Below are 20,969 nucleotides of genomic sequence, written 5' to 3'. Positions count from 1 at the left end.
CGGGTCAAGCGTCCGGAGCGGGCGGCTCCTGCCGCGGGCCCCCGCCCGGCGGTCGGCCCGGCCCCGCGGCGCCCGGCACCGCGCCCCGGTCCGGCGCGGTCGGCAGGACGCTCCCCAGCCGCTGGACGGCCTCCACCAGCTCGGCCGGGCCGGAGACGCCGGCGAAGCTGAGCCGTACGTACGGGGCGGGCGGTTCGGCGCAGAAGTAGGGGCGTCCGGGGGCCACCGCGACTCCGGCGCGCAGGGCCGCCGCCGCGAACGCCGCGTCGTCGCAGCCCCCGGCCATCCGCGCCCACAACTGGTATCCGCCCGACGGCAGATGGGGCAGGGTCAGCCCGGGCAACTCCCGCCGCAGCGCGCCCGCGAGCACGTCCCGGCGGTGGCGCAGCTCGGCGGCCACGGTCCGCAGGTGGCGCGGCCAGGCGGGGGCGCCGACCAGCTCCAGGGCGGCTTCCTGGAGCGGCCGGGGCACGAAGAAGCTGTCCACGACCTGGATGGCCCGCAGCCGGTCGACGACCGGGCCCCGGGCCGCCAGGGCGCCGACCCGCAGGCTGGGCGAGGTGGCCTTGGTCAGGGAGCGGACGTGCACGACCACCCCGTCGTGGTCCTCGGCGGCCAGCGCCGCGGGCAGCGGGCCGCAGTCGTCGTGGCCCAGGGCGCGGGCGTAGTCGTCCTCGACCACGAAGGCGCCGGCCGCCCGCGCGATGCGCAGCACCTCGGCCCGCCGCGCGGGCGCGAGGATCGCGCCGGTGGGGTTCTGGAACAGCGGCTGGCACACGAACACCCGCGCCCCGGTCGCCTCGAAGGCCGCGGCCAGCAGTTCCGGCCGGACCCCTTCGGCGTCCACGGGGACGGGCACCGGCCGGCATCCCGAGGCGCGGGCGATGGCCAGCAGTCCGGGATAGGTCGGCGACTCCACCAGGATCGGCGCCCCGGGCGGGGCCAGCGCCCGCAGGGCGGTGGTCAGCGCACTCTGCCCGCCCGCGGTGACCAGTACGTCGGCGGCCCCGACGGCTCCGCCGATCTCGCGGGCGAACCAGTCGCGGAGCTCGGGCAGCCCTTCCATGGGCGGCCGGTCCCAGGCCCCGGGGCGCCGCCCGGCCCGGGCGAGCGCCGCGGCCATGGCACGCTCGGGCTGGACGGAGGCGTGCAGGTAGCCGCTGTTGAGGCCGATCACCGACGGCGGCGGCGCGGCCAGGCAGGCCAGCACCCCGGACGCGTCCACCGAGCGCGGCACGACCTCCCCGGGGGTCTCCGCGCTGAGGGCGACCTCCTGCCAGGAGGTGTCCCCGGCCGCCGGGAGCGGCGTGCGCGGCGCGGCGCGGAAGACCCCGGCGCCGGGCCGGGTGACCACGAGGCCCTCGGCGGCCAGCTGCGCGAGCGCACGGGAGACGGTGACGGGGCTGACCCGGTAGCGCTCGACCAGAGCCCTGCTCGATGGGAGCTTTCCACCCACGGAGTAGCGGTCCAGCTCGGACTTCAAGGAAGCGGCCAGCTCCGTCACACTGCTACGCTCATACATGACAGCACAGAATAGCGCTACTCTCCCGACCACGATAGCGGTGAGGCATCCGCTGCTGCGCGGCACAGCCCTCGCCTCGCTCGGCGTCGTCGCCTTCTCGCTGACCTTCCCCGCCACCGCCTGGGGGCTGGAGAGCTTCGGCCCCTGGTCGCTGGTGGCCCTGCGCAGCGTCCTGGCGGCCGCGATCGCGGGTGTCTTCCTGCTGGCGCTCCGGGTGCGGCCGCCGGCCCGCGAGCACCGGGCGGGCCTGGCCGTCGTCGCCGGCGGGGTCGTCATCGGCTTCCCGCTGCTGACGACCCTGGCGCTGCAGACCTCCACCACCTCGCACGCCGCCGTCGTGGTCGGACTCCTGCCGCTGACCACGGCCGCGCTGTCCGCGCTGCGCACCGGCGCCCGGCCACCGCGGGCCTTCTGGGCCGCGGCGGTGGCCGGAGCCGTGGTGGTGCTCGGCTTCACCCTCGCGCAGAGCGGCGGCTCCCTCTCGGCCGGCGACGCCTACCTGTTCGCCGCCCTGCTGGTGTGCGCCGCCGGGTACACCGAGGGCGGGCGGCTCGCCCGCACGCTGCCGGGCTGGCAGGTGATCGGCTGGGCGCTGGTGCTGTGCCTGCCGCTCAGCATGGCCGGCTCCGTGCTCGGGCTCGCGTACGAGCCGGTGCACCTCACCGGCCACGGGCTGGCCGGACTCGTCTGGGCGGCGGCCGGCTCCACCTTCCTCGGGCTGTACGTCTGGTACCGGGGCATGGCGGAGATCGGAGCGCCCCGGGCCAGCCAGCTCCAGCTCGCCCAGCCGCTGCTGACCCTGGTCTGGTCCGTGGCGCTCCTCGGGGAGCGGCTCGCCCCCGCCGCACCCGCCGCCGCCTGCGCGGTTCTCGTCTGCATCGCGGTGACCCAACGGGTCAAACAGCCCCGGAACGACCTAAACTGCTAGCACCGGATCGGAGCGCCACCGAGGAGGTCAGACATGCGAGCGACCGAGGGCGACCAGCTGGTGCAGCACGGCAGGACCGTCGGACAACCCGACAAGGTGGGCGAGATCACCCAGGTGCTCGGCGAGAACGGGACGCCCCCGTACCGGGTCCGCTTCCAGGACGGACACGAAGCGCTGATGGCTCCCGGGCCCGACTGCGTGGTCCGCCACCCCGCGGAGCCCAGGCACTGATTCACCGCGGCGGCACGGCCGAACCGTAGTGGTCGGCCACCACACGCGCCATCGCGCCGTTGGGGTCCGCGGCCACCTGCTTCGCCGAGAAGTAGACGTGACCGCGGACCTCGGGGTATCCGCGGGCGAACCGCACGTGCCGGGACAGCTCCGCCGGGTCCCGCCAGGCCGCCGTCGGGCTGTCGGCCTCGCAGCGGTACAGCGCCTCCCCCACGTACAGGGCCACCCCGGTGCCCGCGACGGTCCGGGCCCACCACGGGACGAGCGCCGCGTAGTCGGCCGTCGGGTGCCCGATGTGCCAGTAGGCCTGCGGCACGACGTAGTCGATCCAGCCCTGCCGGACCCACGTGCGGGTGTCCGCGTACAGGTTGTCGTACGCGGAGAGCCCCCGGGTCGGCGAGCCGGCCGGGTCCCGGTCGGAGTTGCGCCAGATCCCGAAGGGGCTGATGCCGAACCGGACCGCGGGCCGCAGCGCGCGCAGCCGCTCGGACATCTCGCGGACCAGCGTGTCGGTGTTGTTGCGGCGCCAGGCCGCCCGGGAGGTGAAGCCGCCGCCGTACTCCTCGAAGGCCGCGTCGTCGTCGAAGTACTCGCCGTCCACCGGATAGGGGTAGAAGTAGTCGTCCCAGTGGACCGCGTCCAGCGGGTAGCGGGTGACCGCGTCGAGCATGGCGTCCTGCACGAACCGCCGCACCTCGGGCACACCGGGGTTGTAGTAGAGCTTCCCGCCGTACTCGACCGTCCAGCCGTCCTGGCGGGCCGGGTGCTCGGGCACCAGCCGGTCGAAGTCGGTGTGGTTGGCCACCCGGTACGGGTTGAACCAGGCGTGCAGCTCCAGACCGCGGGCGTGCGCCTCGGCGACGGCCGTCCCCAGGGGGTCCCAGCCCGGGTCGACCCCCTGCTCCCCCGTCAGCCACTGCGACCAGGGCTCGAACGGGGAGGGCCACAGCGCGTCGGCGGCGGGCCGGACCTGCAGCACCACGGCGTTCAGCCGGCGGCGCACGGCGGTGTCGAGGAGGGCGAGCAGCTCCTTGCGCTGGGTCGCGGCGGACAGACCGCTGCGCGAGGGCCAGTCGACGTTGGAGACCGTGGCGACCCACATCCCCCGGAACTCGGGGGTCCCGGCACCCCTCCCCGGGAGGGGGCCGGAGCCCCTCGGTCCGGCGAAGGCCGGTCCCCCCGTGGCCGCGGCGATCACCGCCGCCGCTCCCGCCAGCAGTGCCCGTCGACCGATGTGCGCCATGTGACGACTCCGTTTCGCTGAGTGACGATGCGAGGTGCCCGCCCAGCATGCCCGCCCCGGCCCGCCGCGCCGCGCAAGGTCGGGAGTAACGTCGGGGGGCGTGGCGGGCGCCGGAATCGTACGGGGGACCCGCCGACGGATGAGCTGCGAAAGGCACGAAGTGACTGACCTCCCTTCCGACATCACACGGGTCGGCGTAGTGGGCTGTGGCCAGATGGGCGCGGGTATCGCGGAGGTGTGCGCCCGGAGCGGCCTTGAGGTCAAGGTCGCCGAAACCACCGGCGAAGCCCTGGAGATCGGCCGTACCCGGCTGCACAACTCCCTGACCAAGGCCGCCGAACGCGGCAAGATCACCGAAGAGGAGCGGGACGCCACCCTGGCCCGCCTCACCTTCACCACCGACCTCGGCGAGTTCGCCGACCGCGACCTCGTCATCGAGGCCGTCGTCGAGAACGAGCAGGTCAAGACCGAGATCTTCCAGGTCCTCGACCAGGTGATCACCCGCCCGGACGCGATCCTCGCCTCCAACACCTCCTCGATCCCGCTGGTCAAGCTGGCCGTCGCGACCTCGCGGCCCGACCAGGTCATCGGCATCCACTTCTTCAACCCCGCCCCCGTGCAGAAGCTCGTCGAGCTGATCCCGGCGCTGACCACGGGCGAGGAGACGGTCAAGCGGGCCGAGGCCCTGGTGCGGGACGTGCTCGGCAAGCACGCCGTCCGCGCCCAGGACCGTTCCGGCTTCGTCGTCAACGCGCTCCTGGTCCCCTACCTGCTGTCCGCGATCCGGATGTTCGAGTCGGGCATCGCGAGCCGCGAGGACATCGACAACGGCATGGAGCTCGGCTGCGCCCACCCGATGGGTCCGCTGAAGCTGTCCGACCTGATCGGCCTGGACACCATCGCGTCGATCGCCGACTCGATGTACTCGGAGTACAAGGAGCCGCTGTACGCCGCTCCCCCGCTGCTCCAGCGCATGGTCGACGCGGGCCGCCTGGGCCGCAAGACGGGTGCGGGCTTCTACCCGTACGGCTGACCGGCTCGGCGGGGGCCGTGCGGGTGCCCGGGGCGGCCGGTGGATGCCGGTCGGATGCCGGTCGGATGCCGGTTCGATACCGGTCGGATGCCGGGCAGCCGGCGACCGACCCTACCGGCCGACCCGCAGGTGGTGCAGCAGGAGCAGCCCGGCCGCCATGTTGGCGGCCGGGATCTCCCCGTCCGCGATCATGTCGGGCACCAGCTTGAGGGGGACCCACTCCCTGCGCGAGGACTCGAAGTCGTCCTCGGGGTGGCCGGTGTAGGTGGCCCCGTCCGCCCAGTAGAGGTGGTGGCGGGCGTCGGTCAGGCCGTTGGACGGCTCGACGGTCATCAGGTGGTGGAGCGGGCCGGGCCGCCAGCCCGACTCCTCCTCCATCTCGCGGGCCGCCGCGGCGGCGATGTCCTCGCCGTCCTCGACCACCCCGGCGGGCAGTTCCCAGCCCCAGCTGTCGGTGATGAAACGGTGCCGCCAGAGCAGCAGCACCTCGTTGGCCTCGTTGACGGCCGTGGCCACGGCCACCGGGCGCAGCCGGATCACGAAGTGGTCCAGGTGCCGGCCGTCGGGAAGTTCCACATCGGCGAGATTCACGTCGAACCAGCGGTTCTTGTACACAGTCTGCTCACTCAGGTTCGTCCACTGCACGGCTGTGCCACCTTCCGTTCGAGTAGGTGGCAACATCGCAGCAGCTGCCCCGGCGCAGCGGAACGTCACAACGGCACGCACAACGCCCCGTCGATGAGCCGCACGGTCTCCCGCGCGTCCGAGCAACCACTGGTCAGCAGCTGTTCGCGGACCGCCCGCAGCCGGTCGCGCAGCCGCAGCGACTCCATCCCCCGGGCCCGCTCCGCCATCTCGGCGGCGCCCGCCGCGGCCCGGTCGGCCTCTCCCTGGCGGAGCTGGATCTCACAGAGCATCGCCAGCCGGTGCACCCGCCCCCGGTCGTGCGCCGGGGTGCCGACGGCGGCGGCCGCCTGGACCCGCGCCGCCTCCAGGTCCCCCAGACTGAGCAGCGCCTCGGCGACCTGGACGTTGACGAGCCCGGGCTGGACGTAGCCGGTCTCGTCCGGTTCGCTGCCCGGCCGGATCCGGGCGGCGGCGGTCTCGGCACCGCGGATGCACGCCAGCGCGGCCTGCGTGTCGCCGAGTTGGGCGTACGCCTTGGCCTGCATCGCGTGCAGGTCGGCGGCGAGCGCAGGGGTGGTGTGCCAGGCCGGCGGCCCGCAGCGCGGCCTCGGCGAAGGCGACCGCCTGGCGGTACTCCCTCAGGTGCAGGGACTGGTTGACGATCAGGGCGATCACGTACGCCCCGAGACCCCGGTCCCCGCTCGCCTTGGCCAGCCGCAGCGCCTGGTGGAAGTAGCGCTGCGCCAGCCCGTGCGCGTCGGAGTCGTACGCGCAGATCCCCGCCACCGCCACCAGGGACCCGCTGGCCCGGTGCAGCCGACGGCCGAGGTCGTCGGGGTAACTCCCGCGCAGCATCGGCGCGGTCTCGCTGCCGAGGAAGCGGACGATCCGGTCGCGGGTGGCCATGCCGCCGGCCCGGCGGTACATCAGCTCGTAGTGGGCGCGGGCGGCCTTGAGGATCTCCACGTGCTCGGGGCCGATCCGGTTCGGGCCGTCGCGCGAGACGTCGGCGTCCTCGGGCGGGTTCTCCCATTCCCAGACCGGGATGACCGCCGGGGTCCCGGTGACCGCCTCGGCGGTGAGCAGTTGGGGCCGCGCCTGGCCGTCGGACCGCCACAGCGCGGCGGCCCGGTCCACGAACCCGCTGAGCGGTGAGGCGTGCAGGGACACCGGATGGTCCGGCACGCCCAGGCCGATGTCGTCCAGACCGACGGTCCGCCGCAGCCGGCCCCCGAGCACCTCGCAGATCAGGTCGGGGACCTGGCCGCGCGGGCGCTGCCCCTTCAACCACCGGGTCACGGCGGTGTGTTCGTAGCGCAGGGCCAGCCCGCGGGTACGCCCCGCCTGGTTCACGTGGGCGGCGAGCCCGGCATGGGACATGCCCGCCTCGGCGAGGAGGGCGTCGAGCAGGACATTGGGCTGCATGGGCCGCTCCCGGAGCTCGTCGGTATCAGGCTAGTGGGTGCGCGGTTCACACGGGGTGTGAAGTGAGTACGCGCATAAATGCGATCCGCACTCTGCCGCACAGACCGCCGGAGGCGCTTCACTGGAATCCCTCGCCAAGAGGAGCCCGGGTCGTCGGCTCCCCCTCGTACAGTGCGACGACCCGTCACCGCGCCGCCCGTCCTGCTGTCTGCCCGACACTCCATGGCAGGCGGGCGGCGCCTTCCGGTTCCGCCGGCGCCCGGTTGGTCGCCGGGCCCCGGCAGCGGACCGGACCGGACGCGCGCCGGGCCCATCCACCGGGCCCGGCGCGCGTGGGTCCATGACCGGTCGTCGCGGAGCGCCGGCAGGGCGACGACCTCCGGCGGGCCGCCGACCAGTGTGCCGCATCACCACCGGGTGCCCGCCGCGACCGGCCGCGCGGGCCGCGGCGGTGCCTCCGCCGCCGCGAGGACGATGCGTCGACCGGACGGCGGACACCGATACGGACGGCGGACCTTCTCACCCGAATGAGTGAGGGGCGTGTCCGGTACCGGACACGCCCCTCACCAGGCCTCGAACGGGTCCGAGGACCCCGCGGCTACGCGCCCCGGAGCACCGCCCCGGTCCGCTCGCCGGCGAGCGCCACCGCCGCGTCCCGCGCGGCCGTGGACTCCTCGGCGGTCAGCGTGCGGTCGCTCGCGCGGAAGCGCAGCGCGTACGCCAGGGACTTCTTGCCTTCACCGACCTGCTCACCGGTGAACACGTCGAACAGGCGCAGCGATTCGAGCAGTTCGCCCGCGCCCTTGCGCAGCGCGGCCTCCACCGAGGCCGCCGGTACGGACGCGTCGACGATCAGCGCGACGTCCTGGGTCGCCACCGGGAAGGAGGAGATCCGGGGCGCCTCGACGGGCTCTCCGCCGGCCGCCGCGAGGCGGTCCAGGTCGAGCTCCATCGCGCTGGTACGGGCCGGCAGGCCCATCGCCTTGACCACCCGCGGGTGCAGCTCACCGGCGTGGCCGATGACCTGCTCCACACCGTCGACGGTGACGACCAGCTCGGCGCAGCGGCCCGGGTGCCAGGGGCCGTACTGGCCCTGGCGGACGACGAGCTCCGCCCCGGCCTCGACGGCCAGCGCGCGGGCGGCCTGGACGGCGTCGGCCCAGTCGGCCGGGCGGCCCTTGCCCCACCATCCGGCCTGCTCGCGGGCACCGGCCAGCACGACCGCGGCGTACCGCGGCTGCACGGGCAGCGCCGCGTCCAGGGTCGCGACCTCCTCGTCGGTGGGACGCCGGTCGACGGGCAGCCGTACGGCGACACCCGGCCGGGCGGCGCCCCGGAAGACCGAACCGGTCTCGAAGAGCGCGAGGTCGTGACTGCCGCGGCTGTCGTTGCGGCGCAGCGCGCCGAGCAGACCCGGCAGCAGCGTGGTGCGCAGCGCCGGCTCCTCGTCGGAGAGCGGGTTGACCAGCTTGACCACCTGGCGGGCGGCGTCGTGCGCCGGCAACTGCAGCTGGTCGAAGACGCCCTCGCCGAGGAACGGGTAGCTGAGCGCCTCGACGTATCCGGCGCCGGCCAGCGCGCGGCCGACCCGGCGGTGCAGCTGCTGCCGGGCGGTCAGACCGCGGCCGGAGGGCACCTGCGGCAGGGTCGACGGCAGGTTGCCGTAGCCCTCCAGGCGGATGACCTCTTCGGCGAGGTCGTTGGGCGCGGCGAGGTCGGGCCGCCACGAGGGGAGCGTGACGACCAGCTCGTCCTGGCCGTAGACGTCGCAGCCGATCTCCTGGAGGCGGCGCACGACGGTCTCGCGACCGTAGTCCGTGCCGGCGACCCGGTCCGGGTGGTCGGCGGCCATCGCGATGGTGCGCGGCGCGCCCGGGGCGATGACCTCGGTGACCCCGGCCTCGGCGGTGCCGCCGGCGAGGAGCACGAGCAGGTCGACGGTCCGCTGCGCGGCCGCGGCGGCGGCCAGCGGGTCGACGCCCCGCTCGAAGCGCTTGGACGCCTCGGAGGAGAGCTTCATGCGGCGGGCGGTGCGCGAGATCGACACGGAGTCGAAGTGCGCGGCCTCGATGACCACGTCGGTGGTCCCGGTGACGGCGCCGGTCTCCGGGTCGGTGACGGAGTCGGCGATCTCGGTGTTGGCGCCGCCCATGACACCGGCGAGACCGATCGGCCCGCTGTTGTCGGTGATCACCAGGTCCTCGGCGTCGAGCGTGCGCTTGACGCCGTCGAGGGTGGTGAACTTCTCGCCCTGCTCGGCGCGGCGGACGCCGATGGTGCCGTCGATCCGCGAGCGGTCGTAGGCGTGCAGCGGCTGGCCCAGTTCGAGCATCACGTAGTTGGTGATGTCGACGGCGAGCGAGATCGGCCGCATGCCGGCCTTCTGGAGGCGGCGCTGGAGCCAGATCGGGGAGCGGGCCTCGGGGTCGAGACCGGTCACGGTGCGGGCGGTGAAGCGGTCGCAGCCGGCCGGGTCGTCGATCTTGACCGGGTAGCCGTACGAGTTCGGCCCGGGCACGTCGAGCAGCGCCGGGTCGCGCAGCGGCAGGCCGTAGGCGGTGGCCACCTCGCGGGCGATGCCGCGCAGCGACATGCAGTAGCCGCGGTCCGGGGTGACGTCGATGTGCAGCACCTCGTCGACGAGCTGGAGCAGCTCGATCGCGTCGGTGCCGGTCTCGTGCTCCGGCGGCAGCACGATGATGCCGTGCGTGCCGTCGTCGCCCATGCCGAGCTCCTCGCCGGAGCAGATCATGCCGTGCGAGGTCTTGCCGTACGTCTTGCGCGCGGCGATCGAGAAGTCGCCGGGCAGGACGGCGCCGGGCAGGACCACGACGACCTTGTCGCCGACGGCGAAGTTCCGGGCGCCGCAGACGATCTCCTGCGGCTCGCCGGTGCCGTTGGCGCTGCCGACGTCGACCGTGCAGAACCGGATCGGCTTGCGGAAGCCCTCGAGCTCCTCGATGGTCAGCACCTGGCCGACGACGAGGGGGCCCTTGAGGCCGGCGCCGAGCTGCTCGACCGTCTCGACCTCGAGGCCGGCGTCGACGAGCTTGGCCGCGACGTCGCGACCGGTCTCACCCGCGGGGAGGTCGACGTACTCCCGCAGCCACGAAAGCGGGACCCGCATCAGATCTCCATCCCGAAGGGCCGGGTGAAACGAACGTCACCCTCGACCATGTCTCGCATGTCTTCAACGTTGTGACGGAACATCAGCATCCGTTCGATGCCGAAGCCGAAGGCGAACCCGCTGTACTTCTCCGGGTTCACGCCGCAGGCGGTCAGCACCTTGGGGTTGACCATGCCGCAGCCGCCGAGTTCGATCCAGCCCTCGCTGGAGCAGGTACGGCACGGGCGGTCGGGGTTGCCCACCGACTCGCCGCGGCACACGTAGCACTGCATGTCCATCTCGGCGGACGGCTCGGTGAACGGGAAGAAGTGCGGGCGCAGCCGGGTGGTGGTCTCCTCGCCGAACAGCTCCTTGACCATGTGGTCGATGGTGCCGCGCAGGTCCGCCATGGTCAGGCCCTCGTCCACGGCGAGCAGCTCGACCTGGTGGAAGACCGGGGTGTGCGTCGCGTCGAGCTCGTCGGTGCGGTACACCCGGCCCGGGCAGACGATGTAGACGGGGGGCTTGCGCTCCAGCAGCGAGCGCGCCTGCACCGGGGAGGTGTGGGTGCGCAGCACGACACCGGACTCGTCGCCCTCGGTACCCTCGGGCCCCTGGACGAAGAAGGTGTCCTGCATCTGGCGCGCCGGGTGGTCGGGCGTGAAGTTGAGGGCGTCGAAGTTGAACCACTCCGCCTCGACCTCGGGCCCTTCGGCGACCTCGTACCCCATGGCGACGAAGATGTCCGCGACGCGGTCCATCAGCGTGGTCAGGGGGTGCCGGGCGCCGGAGGGGACGCGGTCGTACGGCAGCGTGACGTCCACCGCCTCCTCGACCAGCACCCGCTCGTCGCGCTCGGCCTCGAGCTCGACGGTGCGGGCCCCGAAGGCCTTGTTCACGGCGCCGCGGGCCTGGCCCACGCGCTTGCCCGCCTCGGCCTTGGCCTGCGGGGGCAGGGCGCCGATCTCGCGGTTGGCGAGCGCCAGGGGCGAGCGGTCGCCCATGTGCGCGGTCTTCGCCTCACGCAGCGCGTCGAGGTCGCCGGCGGACGCGAAGGCGGCGAGCGCCTCGTCCCGCATGCGCTCGATCTCTTCCGGTTTCAGTGCCTCGACCTCGACAGGGTCGTACGACTTGTTCGGTGCCGACATCTCTTCCCGTACTTCCGATGGCTGGCTGGTTGGGTCCCCCGCGCGACGCGCAGGACGCGCTCGGCACAAGGACACAAAGGTGCCAAAGGACGAGTCTAAAGGTCGCCGGGGGTGAAGGAGCCCGTGGGCCGCCCGGTGGGACCTTCCGCAGGACTACTGCGTGAGGTAGGCCGGGGCGCTCACGGGCAGGATAAATCGGAACTCGGCGCCGCCGGCGGGGCCGCGGCCGACCGTGATGGTGCCGCCGTGCGCCTCCACGATGCCCTTGACGATGTACAGGCCCAGGCCGGTGCCGCCGCGCTTGCTCCCCCGCCAGAAGCGGGTGAAGACGCGGGCCATCGACTCCTCGGGGATTCCGGGGCCTTCGTCGGACACGGTGACGGCGGTTCCCTTCTCGTGCGGCGATACCCCGATGGTGACCGTTCCCTCGCCGTGGCGCACCGCATTTTCGAGGAGGTTGCCGAGGATCTGGTCGATCTTGTCGGGGTCGGCCCACAGGTCGGGGAGCGGGCGGCTGATGCTGACGAGGAACCGCTCGGGGGCCTGGCCGTTCGCGGTGAGCGCCTGGACGTGCCGGCCGACCGCGGTGGCGATGTCGACGGGCTGGCGGCGCACCTCCAGGCGGCCGGAGTCGATGCGCGAGATGTCGAGGAGCTCGGCGATCAGGCGGGTGACGCGGTTGGCGTCGGCGTCGACGGTCTCCAGCATCAGGCGCTTCTGGTCGTCGGTGAACCGCTCCCACTTGGCCAGCAGCGTGGCGGTGAAGCCCTTGACGGAGGTCAGCGGTGAGCGCAGCTCGTGGGCGACGGTGGCGATCAGCTCGGCGTGGCTGCGTTCGGTGCGGCGGCGGGCCTCGGTGCCGCGCAGGGTGACGACGAGGCGGCGCAGCGGGCCGGTGGGGTGGGTGCGGATGTAGCTCGCGGAGACGAGCACCTCACGGCCGCCCGGGAGCAGCAGGTTCCGCTCGGGCTGGCCGCGGCGGGTGGCGAGGCCCCCGTACGGGTCGGTCAGCGCCCACCAGCGGCGGCCTTCCAGGTCCTCCAGCGGCAGGGCCCGCTCGATGGGGGCGCCGAGCGCCTGCTCGGGCGCGAGGGCGGTGATGCGTGCGGCGGCCGCGTTGAAGCAGACGACCCGCCCGGTGTCGTCGGCGACGACGAGTCCGTCGGGCAGGTAGTCGGGGTCCACGGCGAAGCCGGGCCCGGAGACGGTGCCGAGGCCCGGCCCGGGGGCCGGGGCGGCCGTCCGGCCGGTGCGGACCGGTCGGGCGGCGGGTGCGGCGCCGCGCGCGCGGGCCGAGTCCACGGCCTGCGGCGGTACGCCGCACAGCCCGTCGGCGGCCGCGGCCGGGGGCTCGGGGACGTCCCGGAACCGCTCCGCTGCCGCGGCCGCGGCCCCAGGTGCGCCGTTCGTGCCGACGGTCATGTCCGTCATGTCCCCGTACCCCACATCTCCGAGTAGCGCCGTGGGCCCCCCGGGCCGCCACACTACTAGCTGGGGGTCACGGAGCGGCACCCTCCGGACGCCCGCTGTGCTCGTGCGGACGCGTAGAGACACACGGCGGCGGCCGTCGCCAGGTTCAGGCTCTCCGCCTTCCCGTGGATCGGGACCCGTACCACGGCGTCCGCGAGGGCCCGGGTCTCCTCCGGCAGGCCCCAGGCCTCGTTGCCGAAGACCCAGGCGGAGGGCCCGCGCATCGTGCCCGCGTCGAGTTCGGCGTCGAGGTCGTCCTCGCCGGCGCCGTCGGCCGCGAGGATCCGTACGCCGGCCGCGCGCAGCCCCTCGACGGCCTGCTCCACCGGGACGCCGACGGCGACCGGGAGGTGGAAGAGGGAGCCCACGGAGGCACGCACGGACTTGGGGTTGTAGAGGTCCACGGAGGCGTCCGTCAGCACGACCGCGTCGGCCCCGGCGGCGTCCGCGCAGCGCAGCACCGTACCGGCGTTGCCGGGGTCGCGGACGTGCGCGAGGACCGCGACGAGCCTGGGCTGCGCCTTGAGGATCTCCTCGAACGGCGAGTCGAGGAAGTGGCACACCCCGACCAGGCCCTGCGGGGTGACCGTCTGGGAGACCTCGGCGAGCACCTCGTCGGAGGCGTAGTGCACGCGTGCCCCCGCGTCCAGGGCCGCACCGATGATGTCGGAGTAGCGCTCGGCGGCCTCGACGGTGGCGAACAGCTCGATCAGGGTCGGCTCTCCCGTGGGCCCGCGGTGCTCGACGGCCTCACGGACGGCCTGGGGGCCCTCGGCGATGAACCGGCGCTCCTTGGTGCGGAAGTTGCGCCGCGCCAGTCGCCTGGCGGCGGCCACCCGCGGGGATCGGGGGGAGATCAGCTCGGCGGGGTGACCCAGGTCAGCCATGGTCTCTGCGGTTCTCTCTCGGGGTGCGGGCGCCCGGGGCGCGACGGTGCGGGGAAAGCACTCGGACCCGCAGGCGCATCGCCTGCGGGTCCGAGGGTGCCGACCGCTCATGCGGCCGGCCAGGCCTTACGCGGCGGCCTTGGGGGCGTTGACGTCGGCCGGGAGGGCCTTCTGCGCGACCTCGACGAGCGCGGCGAACGCGTTGGCGTCGTTGACGGCCAGCTCCGCGAGGATCTTGCGGTCCACCTCGATGTTGGCGGCCTTCAGACCCTGGATGAGGCGGTTGTACGTCATGCCGTTCTGGCGGGCAGCGGCGTTGATGCGCTGGATCCACAGCTGACGGAAGTCGCCCTTGCGCTTCTTGCGGTCGTTGAAGTTGTAGACCAGCGAGTGGGTGACCTGCTCCTTGGCCTTGCGGTACAGGCGCGAACGCTGACCGCGGTAGCCGGAGGCCGCCTCGAGGATCGCCCGGCGCTTCTTGTGGGCGTTTACTGCCCGCTTGACGCGTGCCACTTTTTAACTCCTTGTAGCGGGGCCGTGGGTGTCTTCACACGACCCGGAAATTCGATGGGGTCCCGGTCTCGACATGCTTCCGCTCCCGGCAGGGGGAGCGGAGGACGTCAGATGCCGAGAAGCTTCTTGATCTTCGCGGCGTCGCCGGGAGCCATCTCCGCGGTGCCGGTGAGGCGGCGGGTGACACGGGACGACTTGTGCTCGAGCAGGTGGCGCTTGCCGGCGCGCTCGCGGAGCACCTTGCCGGAGCCGGTGACCTTGAAGCGCTTCTTGGTACCGCTGTGCGTCTTGTTCTTCGGCATGGCGCCGTTATCTCCTCGTCGGTGGCGCTCCCTCGCCGGTCCGGTGCGGACCGGCTGGTGGGAGCGTCATGGTGTGTAGGTGATTCGAGACAGGTGCCTCGGAATCAGGCCTCGGCGTTCGCCTCACCGGCGTCGGCCTCGGTGACCTCGGCATCCGTGGCGTCCGTCGCCTCGACCGGGGCGGCCTCCTCGGAAGGAGTCGCCTCGTCGGCAGCGGCGGTGCCCTGGCGCTCGGCCTTGCGGGCGGCCTGCGCCTCGCGGGCTTCGGCCATCGCCTCGGTCTTCTTCTTGTGCGGACCGAGGACCATGATCATGTTTCGGCCGTCCTGCTTCGGGTTCGACTCGATGAACCCGAGGTCCTCGACGTCCGAAGCGAGACGCTGCAGCAGTCGGTAGCCGAGTTCCGGCCGGGACTGCTCGCGACCACGGAACATGATCGTGATCTTGACCTTGTCGCCCTGCTTGAGGAACCGAACGACGTGACCCTTCTTGGTGTCATAGTCGTGCGGGTCGATCTTCGGCCGGAGCTTCATTTCCTTGATGACCGTGTGCGCCTGGTTCTTGCGCGCCTCACGGGCCTTCATGGCCGACTCGTACTTGAACTTGCCGTAGTCCATGAGCTTGCAGACCGGCGGGCGTGCGGACGCCGCTACCTCGACCAGGTCGAGGTCGTACTCCTGCGCGAGCTCAAGCGCCTTGGCAAGCGGCACGATGCCGACCTGCTCGCCGCTGGGACCGACGAGTCGTACCTCGGGAACGCGAATCCGGTCGTTGATGCGGGGCTCGGTGCTGATGGATCCTCCTCGGTAGCACCACACGACTGCCTGGCAGACAGCCGCTGACGTGTATTTCCGTCAGACCGACCGCGGCGGGAGAATGAAAAAAGCCCCGCCGGGCACAGGCAGGGGCTCCAAAACAACCGGAGCACCGCCGCATGCGAAGACGCGGGGCGCAGACTCGGGCGGCTTTCCATCGTCCGTACGGAACGATGGATGCCGCCTGACCGGTGACCCGCCGCCCCGGAAGGCGGTCAGGTGGGAGAACGGAGCCTCCACTTGTGGGCCGGACACCACAGCATCCGGCCGGTCGATGTACATACTAGCACCCGCGTTGCAAGCCCGCCGCACGGCATATCGTGGTCCGCATGACTGACGCGACACCCTCCACCTCCACCGAAACCGCTGCCGAAGGCAACCCCGACTACGACGCCATGACCCGCGACATCGCGGACGTGCCCGCAGTCGAGGTGATCACCACGGTGGCCGTGCACCTGCTGAGCGCCGCGGCGGTCAACCTGGGCCTGGACAAGCCGGACTCCGAGCACAAGGACCTCGACGAGGCCCGCAAGCTGATCACCGCCCTCGCCGGCCTGGTCACCGCGAGCGCCACCGAGATCAGCTCCTTCCACGCCGCCCCGCTGCGCGACGGCCTGAAGTCCCTCCAGCTCGCCTTCCGCGAGGCCTCCATCGTCCCGGACGAGCCGGGCCAGGGCCCGGGCGAGAAGTTCACCGGTCCCGTCTTCGGCTGAGCCGGCGGCGGAAGACGACGCAGGAGGGGCGGCCCGTGGTGTCACGGGCCGCCCCTCCTGCGTCGTTCAGCGGGTGAAGAGCGGCTCGCCGGGCGGGGCCGGGGCGTCCGGCGGCAGCAGCGCCAGGTTCAGCCCGCGCACCAGGCGGGCCCGCAGGGCGGTGTCCGCGGCCAGCGCCTCGGCGACGCGGCGGGCCGCCGCGGGGGCCTGGGCGTCGGCGGCGAGCACGATCGCGAGGATGCCGTCGGCGTCCGCGCCGCCGGGGCCGAGGTGGGCGCGGAGCACGGCGGGCTCGGCGGCCACGGCTCCCCGTACCGCCTCCCGGACGGCGGGGTCGGCCAGCGGGTCGGCGTCGGTGCGGCCCTCGGCGAGCGCCAGCAGCGCGGGGCCGGTCAGCTGGTAGGCGACCGGACCGGCCAGGTCCAGCACCACCGTGTCGGCCTTCTCGTGCGCGGCGGCGGCGAGGGCCTGGTGCAGCGGTACGGCCACCGGCCGGGCGGCCGGGTCCCACAGCGCGAGCGAGGCGGTCGAGGTGAAGGCCGGCAGTGCCCGGCGGTCACCCGCGCGCAGGGTCGGGACGGCCATGTCGCTGGTCTTCTCCCGCTTGAGGCCGGTCTCGGGATCGGTCTCGACCTCACCGAGCACGGCGACCACCGGGACCAGCAGCCGGGCGCCCCTGAGCGCCGCCAGCACCCGCGGCTCCTGCGTGCGGTCCTCGGCCCAGGCGGCCAGCGCCGCGGCCAGCTCGGGATCGGCGGATCCGTCGTCGTCGGAGAAGCCCGGGTCGGGAATGTTCTTGTTCGCCATGTTCGCCACAGTTACCCGACCCTACTGTGCCGGGTGCGTGTCGTGGCCCCGGGGACCCCGCCGCGGGCGCCGGGCCAGTACGGCGGCCAGCACGAGCAGCACCGCACCCGCGACCGCGGCGGCCGGGGCCCCGAGCCGGGCGCCCCGCTCGGCCGGGCGGACCGGCTCGGGGCCCGGTCCGAAGTACCGGCTCGTCGCCGCGGCCGGCGCGGGCACCGCGGCCTCCGCCTGCATCGCCCCGGCGACCTGGAGGGCGGCGGCGGGGTCGACCGTTCCGTGGCCGCGGGCGTCGTCGCGGCCGCCGGCCGGGGAGTCGGCGGCGGTGTCCTCCAGCAGCTTCTTGACCTGGGCCGGGGACAGGTCGGGGTGCGCGGCCTTGACGAGGGCCGCCGCGCCGGAGACGAAGGCCGCGGCGGCGCTGGTGCCCCAGCCCTCGTAGTAGGAGCGGTCGGGGTCGGCGATGACGACGTCGACGCCGGGCGCGCTGACGGTCGCGTACCAGTTGCTCGTGGAGAACTTGGCCTTGCGGCCACGGCGGTCGACCGCCGTCACGGCGATGACCCCCGGGTAGGCGGCCGGGTAGGAGACGCGGTCGCCGGACTCGCCGCCGTTGCCCGCGGAGGCGACGACGACCACGCCCTTGGAGAGGGCGTACTGGACGGCCTCGTCCTCGCCCGCCTCGTGGTGGGCGGAGTCGCTGTCGTCTCCGAGGGACAGGTTGATCACGTCGGCGCCGTGGTCGGTGGCCCAGCGGATCCCCTCGGCCAGGGCGCCGCCCTTGCTCTCGCGGGCCTTGGCCCGGCCCGGGTCGCCCTCTTCGAGGATCACCCGCACGGGCAGGATCCGGGCCTGCGGGGCGATGCCGAGGACGCCCTGCGCGCGGCTGGGGCCGTGGCCGTGCCCGGCGATGATGCTCGCCATGGCCGTGCCGTGGCGGGCCCAGGCGCGGTCGCCGGGTCCGGCGCCCATGCCGATGAGGTCGGTGCCGGCGAGGACCTGGCCGGACAGGTCGGGGTGGGACTCGTCGACGCCGGTGTCCAGGACGGCGACGGTCACGCCGTCACCGCGGGTGGTGCCCCACGCCTCCTCGGCGCGCAGGGCCAGGAGTCCCCACTGGCGGTCCCGGGCGGCGTCGGCGGCGGCCGGGGTGACGGTGGCGGTGGCGAGCAGCGCGGCGGCGCCGAGGACGGCCGCGCCGCGGAGGGCGCGGGTGGGGGCGGTGGTGCGCGCGGGGGTCATCGTGCGGCCTTCGGGGCGGGCGTGGCGGGTGCGGGGCCGGTGGCCGGGGGTGCGGTGCCGGCGGCCGGGGGTGCGGTGCCGGCGGCCGGGGGTGCGGTGCCGGCGGCCGGGGGTGCGGCGAGGGCGGCGAGGCCGGCCCCGAGGCGGTCGGCGAGCCCCTTCGCCTCGTGGCCGAGGCCCGCCCGGGCGGCGGAGCCCGTGGCGTCCTTCTTCACGAGGTCCCCGGCGGGGCGGGGGGCGTCCTGCGGTCGGCCGTCGGCGAAGGCGGAGACGGCGTAGACGACGACGGGGGCCTCGGTCCGTACGGAAGTGGCCCAGGCGGCGCGCTGGTTGTCGGCGAAGCCGTAGGCGGGCGGGGCGGTGAGCCGGCCGTCGAGCGCGCGCAGGGCGGGTTCGTCGGCGGGGGTGAAGACCATGCCGACGGCGATGAGGGAGCTGCGGGTGGCGTCGGTATAGGTGGCGCGGAGCACGCGGGTGCAGCCGGTGGGGGCCAGCAGGGCCTGCCAGTCGGCCGCCAGGGCGGCCGGGCAGTCGGCGTCGGGGGCGAGCGCGATGCGGGTCCAGGTGCGGTCGGCGCCGCCGGGGCCGGCCGAGGGGCCGGTGAGGACGGGCGGGAGCAGGCTGTCCACGGGGGCTTCGCGCCACAGCGAGCCGGCCTTGCGGTAGGCGGCGTCCGCGGGCAGGGGGCGGTTCGCGGCGCGGTGTTCGGCCCAGGTGGTGACGGCGGCTCCGCCGACGAGGCCGCCGCCGAGGACGAGGCAGAGCGTGGCCGCCGCGACGCGGGCGGGGTGGCGGCGGGGCGGGGCCTGTGCGGGCCGGGGCGGCGGGGACCAGGGGTCGGGCTCGCCCGGGATCGTGGTCCGCGGTGTCGTCGTGGTCATCCGGCGGCTCCGCCCCCCGTTCCGTACGGCTGCCTGCCCGTACTCTACGGGGTCCCCGCGGGGCGCCCGCCGGGACCGCGGCCGGCGGAGGCGCCGGGGCGCGGGGCGGCGCTGGCGGGGCCCGGGTGCCCGGGCCGGACCGGGCGGCCCGGGGCGCCGGGCCAGGCCTGCTGGCCGCCGGGGCGGGGCGCCGGGCCAGGCACCGGAGCGGAGCGGTCCGCCGGACGGGTGTACGAGGCCGGTGCCGGCGCCGGGGGGAGCCGGGGCGCCGGGCCGGGGCCCAGAGCCGGTGGCGGGGTGAGCGGCGCCGGGGTGAACCGGGCCGGGGCCCAGAGCCGGTGGCGGGGTGAGCCGGGCCGGGGCGCCGGGCCGGGATCCCAGGGCGGGCGCCGGGGTGAACCGGGCCGGGGTGCCGGGGCGGCGCATACGGGCCGGTGGCGGGGCCGGGGCGGAGTGTCGTCCGGGACTGCATGATTTATGGCGCCCGAAGCGGACCTGCCCGTACGGGCCCCTACCGCGCCACAAATCACGTTCTACGTCCCGGCCAACACCCCGCCCCACCCCCACCCCCGTCCGGCACATCCACCCCACCGCCAACACCCCCCCGCACCCAGGTTCGCTGGCCCCATTCACCCTCGTCTCCCCGTCGGCCCCCCTCACCCCCGTCGGCTCCCCTCAGCCCCGCCGGCGTTTGAGGCGCGGGGTCCGGGGCGGAGCCCCGGGGGGGGAGCCGCGCCCGGTCACGCCGCTTCAGCCCCGCCGGCGATTGCGGGGCGGAGTTGCGGGGATTGAGGTCGGGGCCTACCCACCGGTACAGACCTCTGGCAAGCTGCCGCCCATGAACTCCGCCGCCACCGACCGCGCCCGGTACGACCGGGCGACCGCGCACCTGGACGCGCCGCTGGCCATCGTGGATCTGGAGGCCTTCGACTCCAACGCCGACGACCTCGTGCGCCGGGCCGCCGGCAAGCCGGTCCGGGTCGCCAGCAAGTCGGTGCGGTGCCGCGCCCTGCTCGAACGGGTGCTGGCCCGGCCCGGGTTCGCCGGGATCATGTCGTACACGCTCGCCGAGTCGCTCTGGCTGGCCCGCTCCGGGTTCGAGGACGTGCTCCTCGCCTATCCGTCCGCCGACCGGGCCGGTTTCGGCGAGCTGGCCCACGACGCCAAGCTGGCCGCCGCCGTGACGGTGATGGTGGACGACCCGGCGCAGCTGGAGCTGATCGACGGCGCCCGCGACGGCGGCGCCGAGGAGATCCGGGTCTGCCTGGAGCTGGACACCTCCCTGCGGATGCTGGGCGGCCGGGTCCGGGTGGGCGCCCGCCGCTCGCCGCTGCGCGAGCCCGCTGAGCTGGCCGCGCTGGCCCGTGCTGTCGCCGGCCGGCCCGGGTTCCGGGTCGTGGGGCTCATGGCGTACGAGGGGCACGTCGCCGGGGTCGGGGACGCGCTGGCGGGGCGCCCGTTGCGGTCCCGGGCGATCCGGCTGATGCAGGGGGCGGCGCGCCGGGAGCTCGCGGCGCGGCGGGCCGAGGTGGTGGCGGCGGTACGGGCCGTCGTACCGGACCTGGAGTTCGTCAACGGCGGCGGCACGGGCAGTGTGCAGCAGACCGCGGCCGAGGACGCGGTGACGGAGATCGCCGCCGGGTCGGGGCTGTACGTGCCGCGGCTCTTCGACAACTACACCTCGTTCAGCGGGCGTCCCGCGGCGCTGTTCGCGCAGCCGGTGGTGCGCAGGCCCGGCGTGGGGGTGGTGACGGTGCTCGGCGGGGGGTATCCGGCCTCGGGGGCGGCCGGCCCGGACCGGCTGCCGGTTCCGTACCTTCCGCAGGGGCTGCGCTACGACCCGCAGGAGGGCGCGGGGGAGGTGCAGACGCCGCTGCTGGGGAGCCCGGCCGACGACCTGCTGATCGGCGACCGCGTCTGGTTCCGCCACGCAAAGGCGGGCGAGCTGTGCGAACGGTTCGACACCCTCCACCTCGTGGAGGGCGACCGGGTCGTGGACGGCGTGCCGACCTACCGCGGCGAGGGGCGCACCTTCCTCTAGGCACCTCCTGGAGGGCCTCCGGCCGGGGCGTCGGCCGG

18 protein-coding genes and 1 pseudogene are annotated in these 20,969 nt (G+C 74.4%); 5 read left to right on the top strand and 14 right to left on the bottom strand.

Going from position 1 to position 20,969, the window contains the following annotated elements:
- Positions 1–4 precede the first annotated feature (4 nt).
- Positions 5–1,522 carry an aminotransferase-like domain-containing protein gene (locus AC2RP6_RS30655; RefSeq protein WP_486449108.1) on the bottom strand — a complete coding sequence of 506 codons (1,518 nt, stop codon included), beginning with the start codon at positions 1,520–1,522 and terminating at the stop codon, positions 5–7.
- Here AC2RP6_RS30655 and AC2RP6_RS30650 point away from each other — a divergent pair.
- Both AC2RP6_RS30650 and AC2RP6_RS30645 read left to right on the top strand, forming a co-directional pair.
- Entirely contained in the window at positions 1,521–2,450 is a 930-nt protein-coding gene (locus AC2RP6_RS30650; RefSeq protein WP_486449107.1) for a DMT family transporter, read from the top strand. The genes AC2RP6_RS30655 and AC2RP6_RS30650 overlap by 2 nt on opposite strands.
- A 33-nt stretch (positions 2,451–2,483) precedes the next feature.
- The gene (locus AC2RP6_RS30645) at positions 2,484–2,681 is read left to right on the top strand and encodes a DUF1918 domain-containing protein (protein ID WP_486449106.1); all 198 of its coding nucleotides are present in this window, start codon (positions 2,484–2,486) and stop codon (positions 2,679–2,681) included.
- 1 nt (position 2,682) lies between these two features.
- Here AC2RP6_RS30645 and AC2RP6_RS30640 read toward each other — a convergent pair whose 3' ends face one another.
- Positions 2,683–3,924 carry a glycoside hydrolase family 10-like protein gene (locus tag AC2RP6_RS30640; protein WP_486449105.1) on the bottom strand — a complete coding sequence of 414 codons (1,242 nt, stop codon included), beginning with the start codon at positions 3,922–3,924 and terminating at the stop codon, positions 2,683–2,685.
- 139 nt (positions 3,925–4,063) lie between these two features.
- Between AC2RP6_RS30640 and AC2RP6_RS30635 the strand changes: the two genes are divergently transcribed.
- Positions 4,064–4,957, top strand: coding sequence for a 3-hydroxybutyryl-CoA dehydrogenase (locus AC2RP6_RS30635; protein ID WP_486449104.1), 894 nt, complete (start codon positions 4,064–4,066; stop codon positions 4,955–4,957).
- A 111-nt stretch (positions 4,958–5,068) separates the two neighbouring features.
- Here the strand turns inward: AC2RP6_RS30635 and AC2RP6_RS30630 are convergent, their stop codons facing one another.
- From AC2RP6_RS30630 to infC, 9 genes and pseudogenes are all read right to left on the bottom strand, one after another.
- Positions 5,069–5,602 carry an NUDIX hydrolase gene (locus tag AC2RP6_RS30630; RefSeq protein ID WP_486449103.1) on the bottom strand — a complete coding sequence of 178 codons (534 nt, stop codon included), beginning with the start codon at positions 5,600–5,602 and terminating at the stop codon, positions 5,069–5,071.
- Between the two features lie 65 nt (positions 5,603–5,667).
- Positions 5,668–7,009 (bottom strand): annotated as a pseudogene (locus AC2RP6_RS30625) (NsdA family TPR-like regulatory protein).
- 598 nt (positions 7,010–7,607) lie between these two features.
- Positions 7,608–10,136, bottom strand: coding sequence for a phenylalanine--tRNA ligase subunit beta (gene pheT, locus AC2RP6_RS30620; RefSeq protein ID WP_486449102.1), 2,529 nt, complete (start codon positions 10,134–10,136; stop codon positions 7,608–7,610).
- Entirely contained in the window at positions 10,136–11,263 is a 1,128-nt protein-coding gene (gene pheS / locus AC2RP6_RS30615) for a phenylalanine--tRNA ligase subunit alpha (RefSeq protein WP_486449101.1), read from the bottom strand. Before pheS ends, pheT begins: the two co-directional genes overlap by 1 nt.
- Positions 11,264–11,416: 153 nt before the next feature.
- Positions 11,417–12,694, bottom strand: coding sequence for a sensor histidine kinase (locus AC2RP6_RS30610; RefSeq protein ID WP_486449100.1), 1,278 nt, complete (start codon positions 12,692–12,694; stop codon positions 11,417–11,419).
- Between the two features lie 56 nt (positions 12,695–12,750).
- A complete protein-coding gene (locus AC2RP6_RS30605; RefSeq protein ID WP_486450512.1) occupies positions 12,751–13,611 on the bottom strand; it encodes a TrmH family RNA methyltransferase in 861 nt (286 codons plus the stop codon).
- Positions 13,612–13,746: 135 nt separating this feature from the next.
- A complete protein-coding gene (gene rplT / locus AC2RP6_RS30600; RefSeq protein WP_007263143.1) occupies positions 13,747–14,133 on the bottom strand; it encodes a 50S ribosomal protein L20 in 387 nt (128 codons plus the stop codon).
- Between the two features lie 107 nt (positions 14,134–14,240).
- Positions 14,241–14,435 (bottom strand): 50S ribosomal protein L35, encoded by a 195-nt coding sequence (gene rpmI / locus AC2RP6_RS30595; RefSeq protein ID WP_266598480.1) that lies wholly within the window; start codon positions 14,433–14,435, stop codon positions 14,241–14,243.
- A gap of 104 nt (positions 14,436–14,539) precedes the next feature.
- The gene (gene infC / locus AC2RP6_RS30590; protein ID WP_400960071.1) at positions 14,540–15,253 is read right to left on the bottom strand and encodes a translation initiation factor IF-3; all 714 of its coding nucleotides are present in this window, start codon (positions 15,251–15,253) and stop codon (positions 14,540–14,542) included.
- A gap of 326 nt (positions 15,254–15,579) precedes the next feature.
- On the opposite strand from infC, the gene AC2RP6_RS30585 reads away from it, so the two are divergent.
- Positions 15,580–15,963: a DUF1844 domain-containing protein gene (locus AC2RP6_RS30585; RefSeq protein WP_486449099.1), complete on the top strand. Its 384-nt coding sequence runs from the start codon at positions 15,580–15,582 to the stop codon at positions 15,961–15,963.
- A gap of 66 nt (positions 15,964–16,029) precedes the next feature.
- On the opposite strand, the gene AC2RP6_RS30580 is transcribed toward AC2RP6_RS30585, so the two are convergent.
- Genes AC2RP6_RS30580 through AC2RP6_RS30570 form a run of 3 tightly spaced genes read right to left on the bottom strand, consistent with a single transcriptional unit; the run spans position 16,030 to position 18,890 of the window.
- Positions 16,030–16,770 (bottom strand): SseB family protein, encoded by a 741-nt coding sequence (locus AC2RP6_RS30580; RefSeq protein WP_486449098.1) that lies wholly within the window; start codon positions 16,768–16,770, stop codon positions 16,030–16,032.
- Between the two features lie 21 nt (positions 16,771–16,791).
- Positions 16,792–18,009, bottom strand: coding sequence for a type VII secretion-associated serine protease mycosin (gene mycP / locus AC2RP6_RS30575; RefSeq protein WP_486449097.1), 1,218 nt, complete (start codon positions 18,007–18,009; stop codon positions 16,792–16,794).
- Positions 18,006–18,890 (bottom strand): hypothetical protein, encoded by an 885-nt coding sequence (locus AC2RP6_RS30570; RefSeq protein WP_486449096.1) that lies wholly within the window; start codon positions 18,888–18,890, stop codon positions 18,006–18,008. The genes mycP and AC2RP6_RS30570 overlap by 4 nt, the downstream gene beginning before the upstream one ends.
- A gap of 838 nt (positions 18,891–19,728) precedes the next feature.
- Between AC2RP6_RS30570 and AC2RP6_RS30565 the strand changes: the two genes are divergently transcribed.
- Positions 19,729–20,931: an amino acid deaminase/aldolase gene (locus tag AC2RP6_RS30565; protein WP_486449095.1), complete on the top strand. Its 1,203-nt coding sequence runs from the start codon at positions 19,729–19,731 to the stop codon at positions 20,929–20,931.
- Positions 20,932–20,969 lie beyond the last annotated feature (38 nt).

It is taken from the genome of Streptomyces sp. WAC03905 (assembly GCF_057371075.1).
This window is presented reverse-complemented; position numbering and strand designations above follow the sequence as displayed.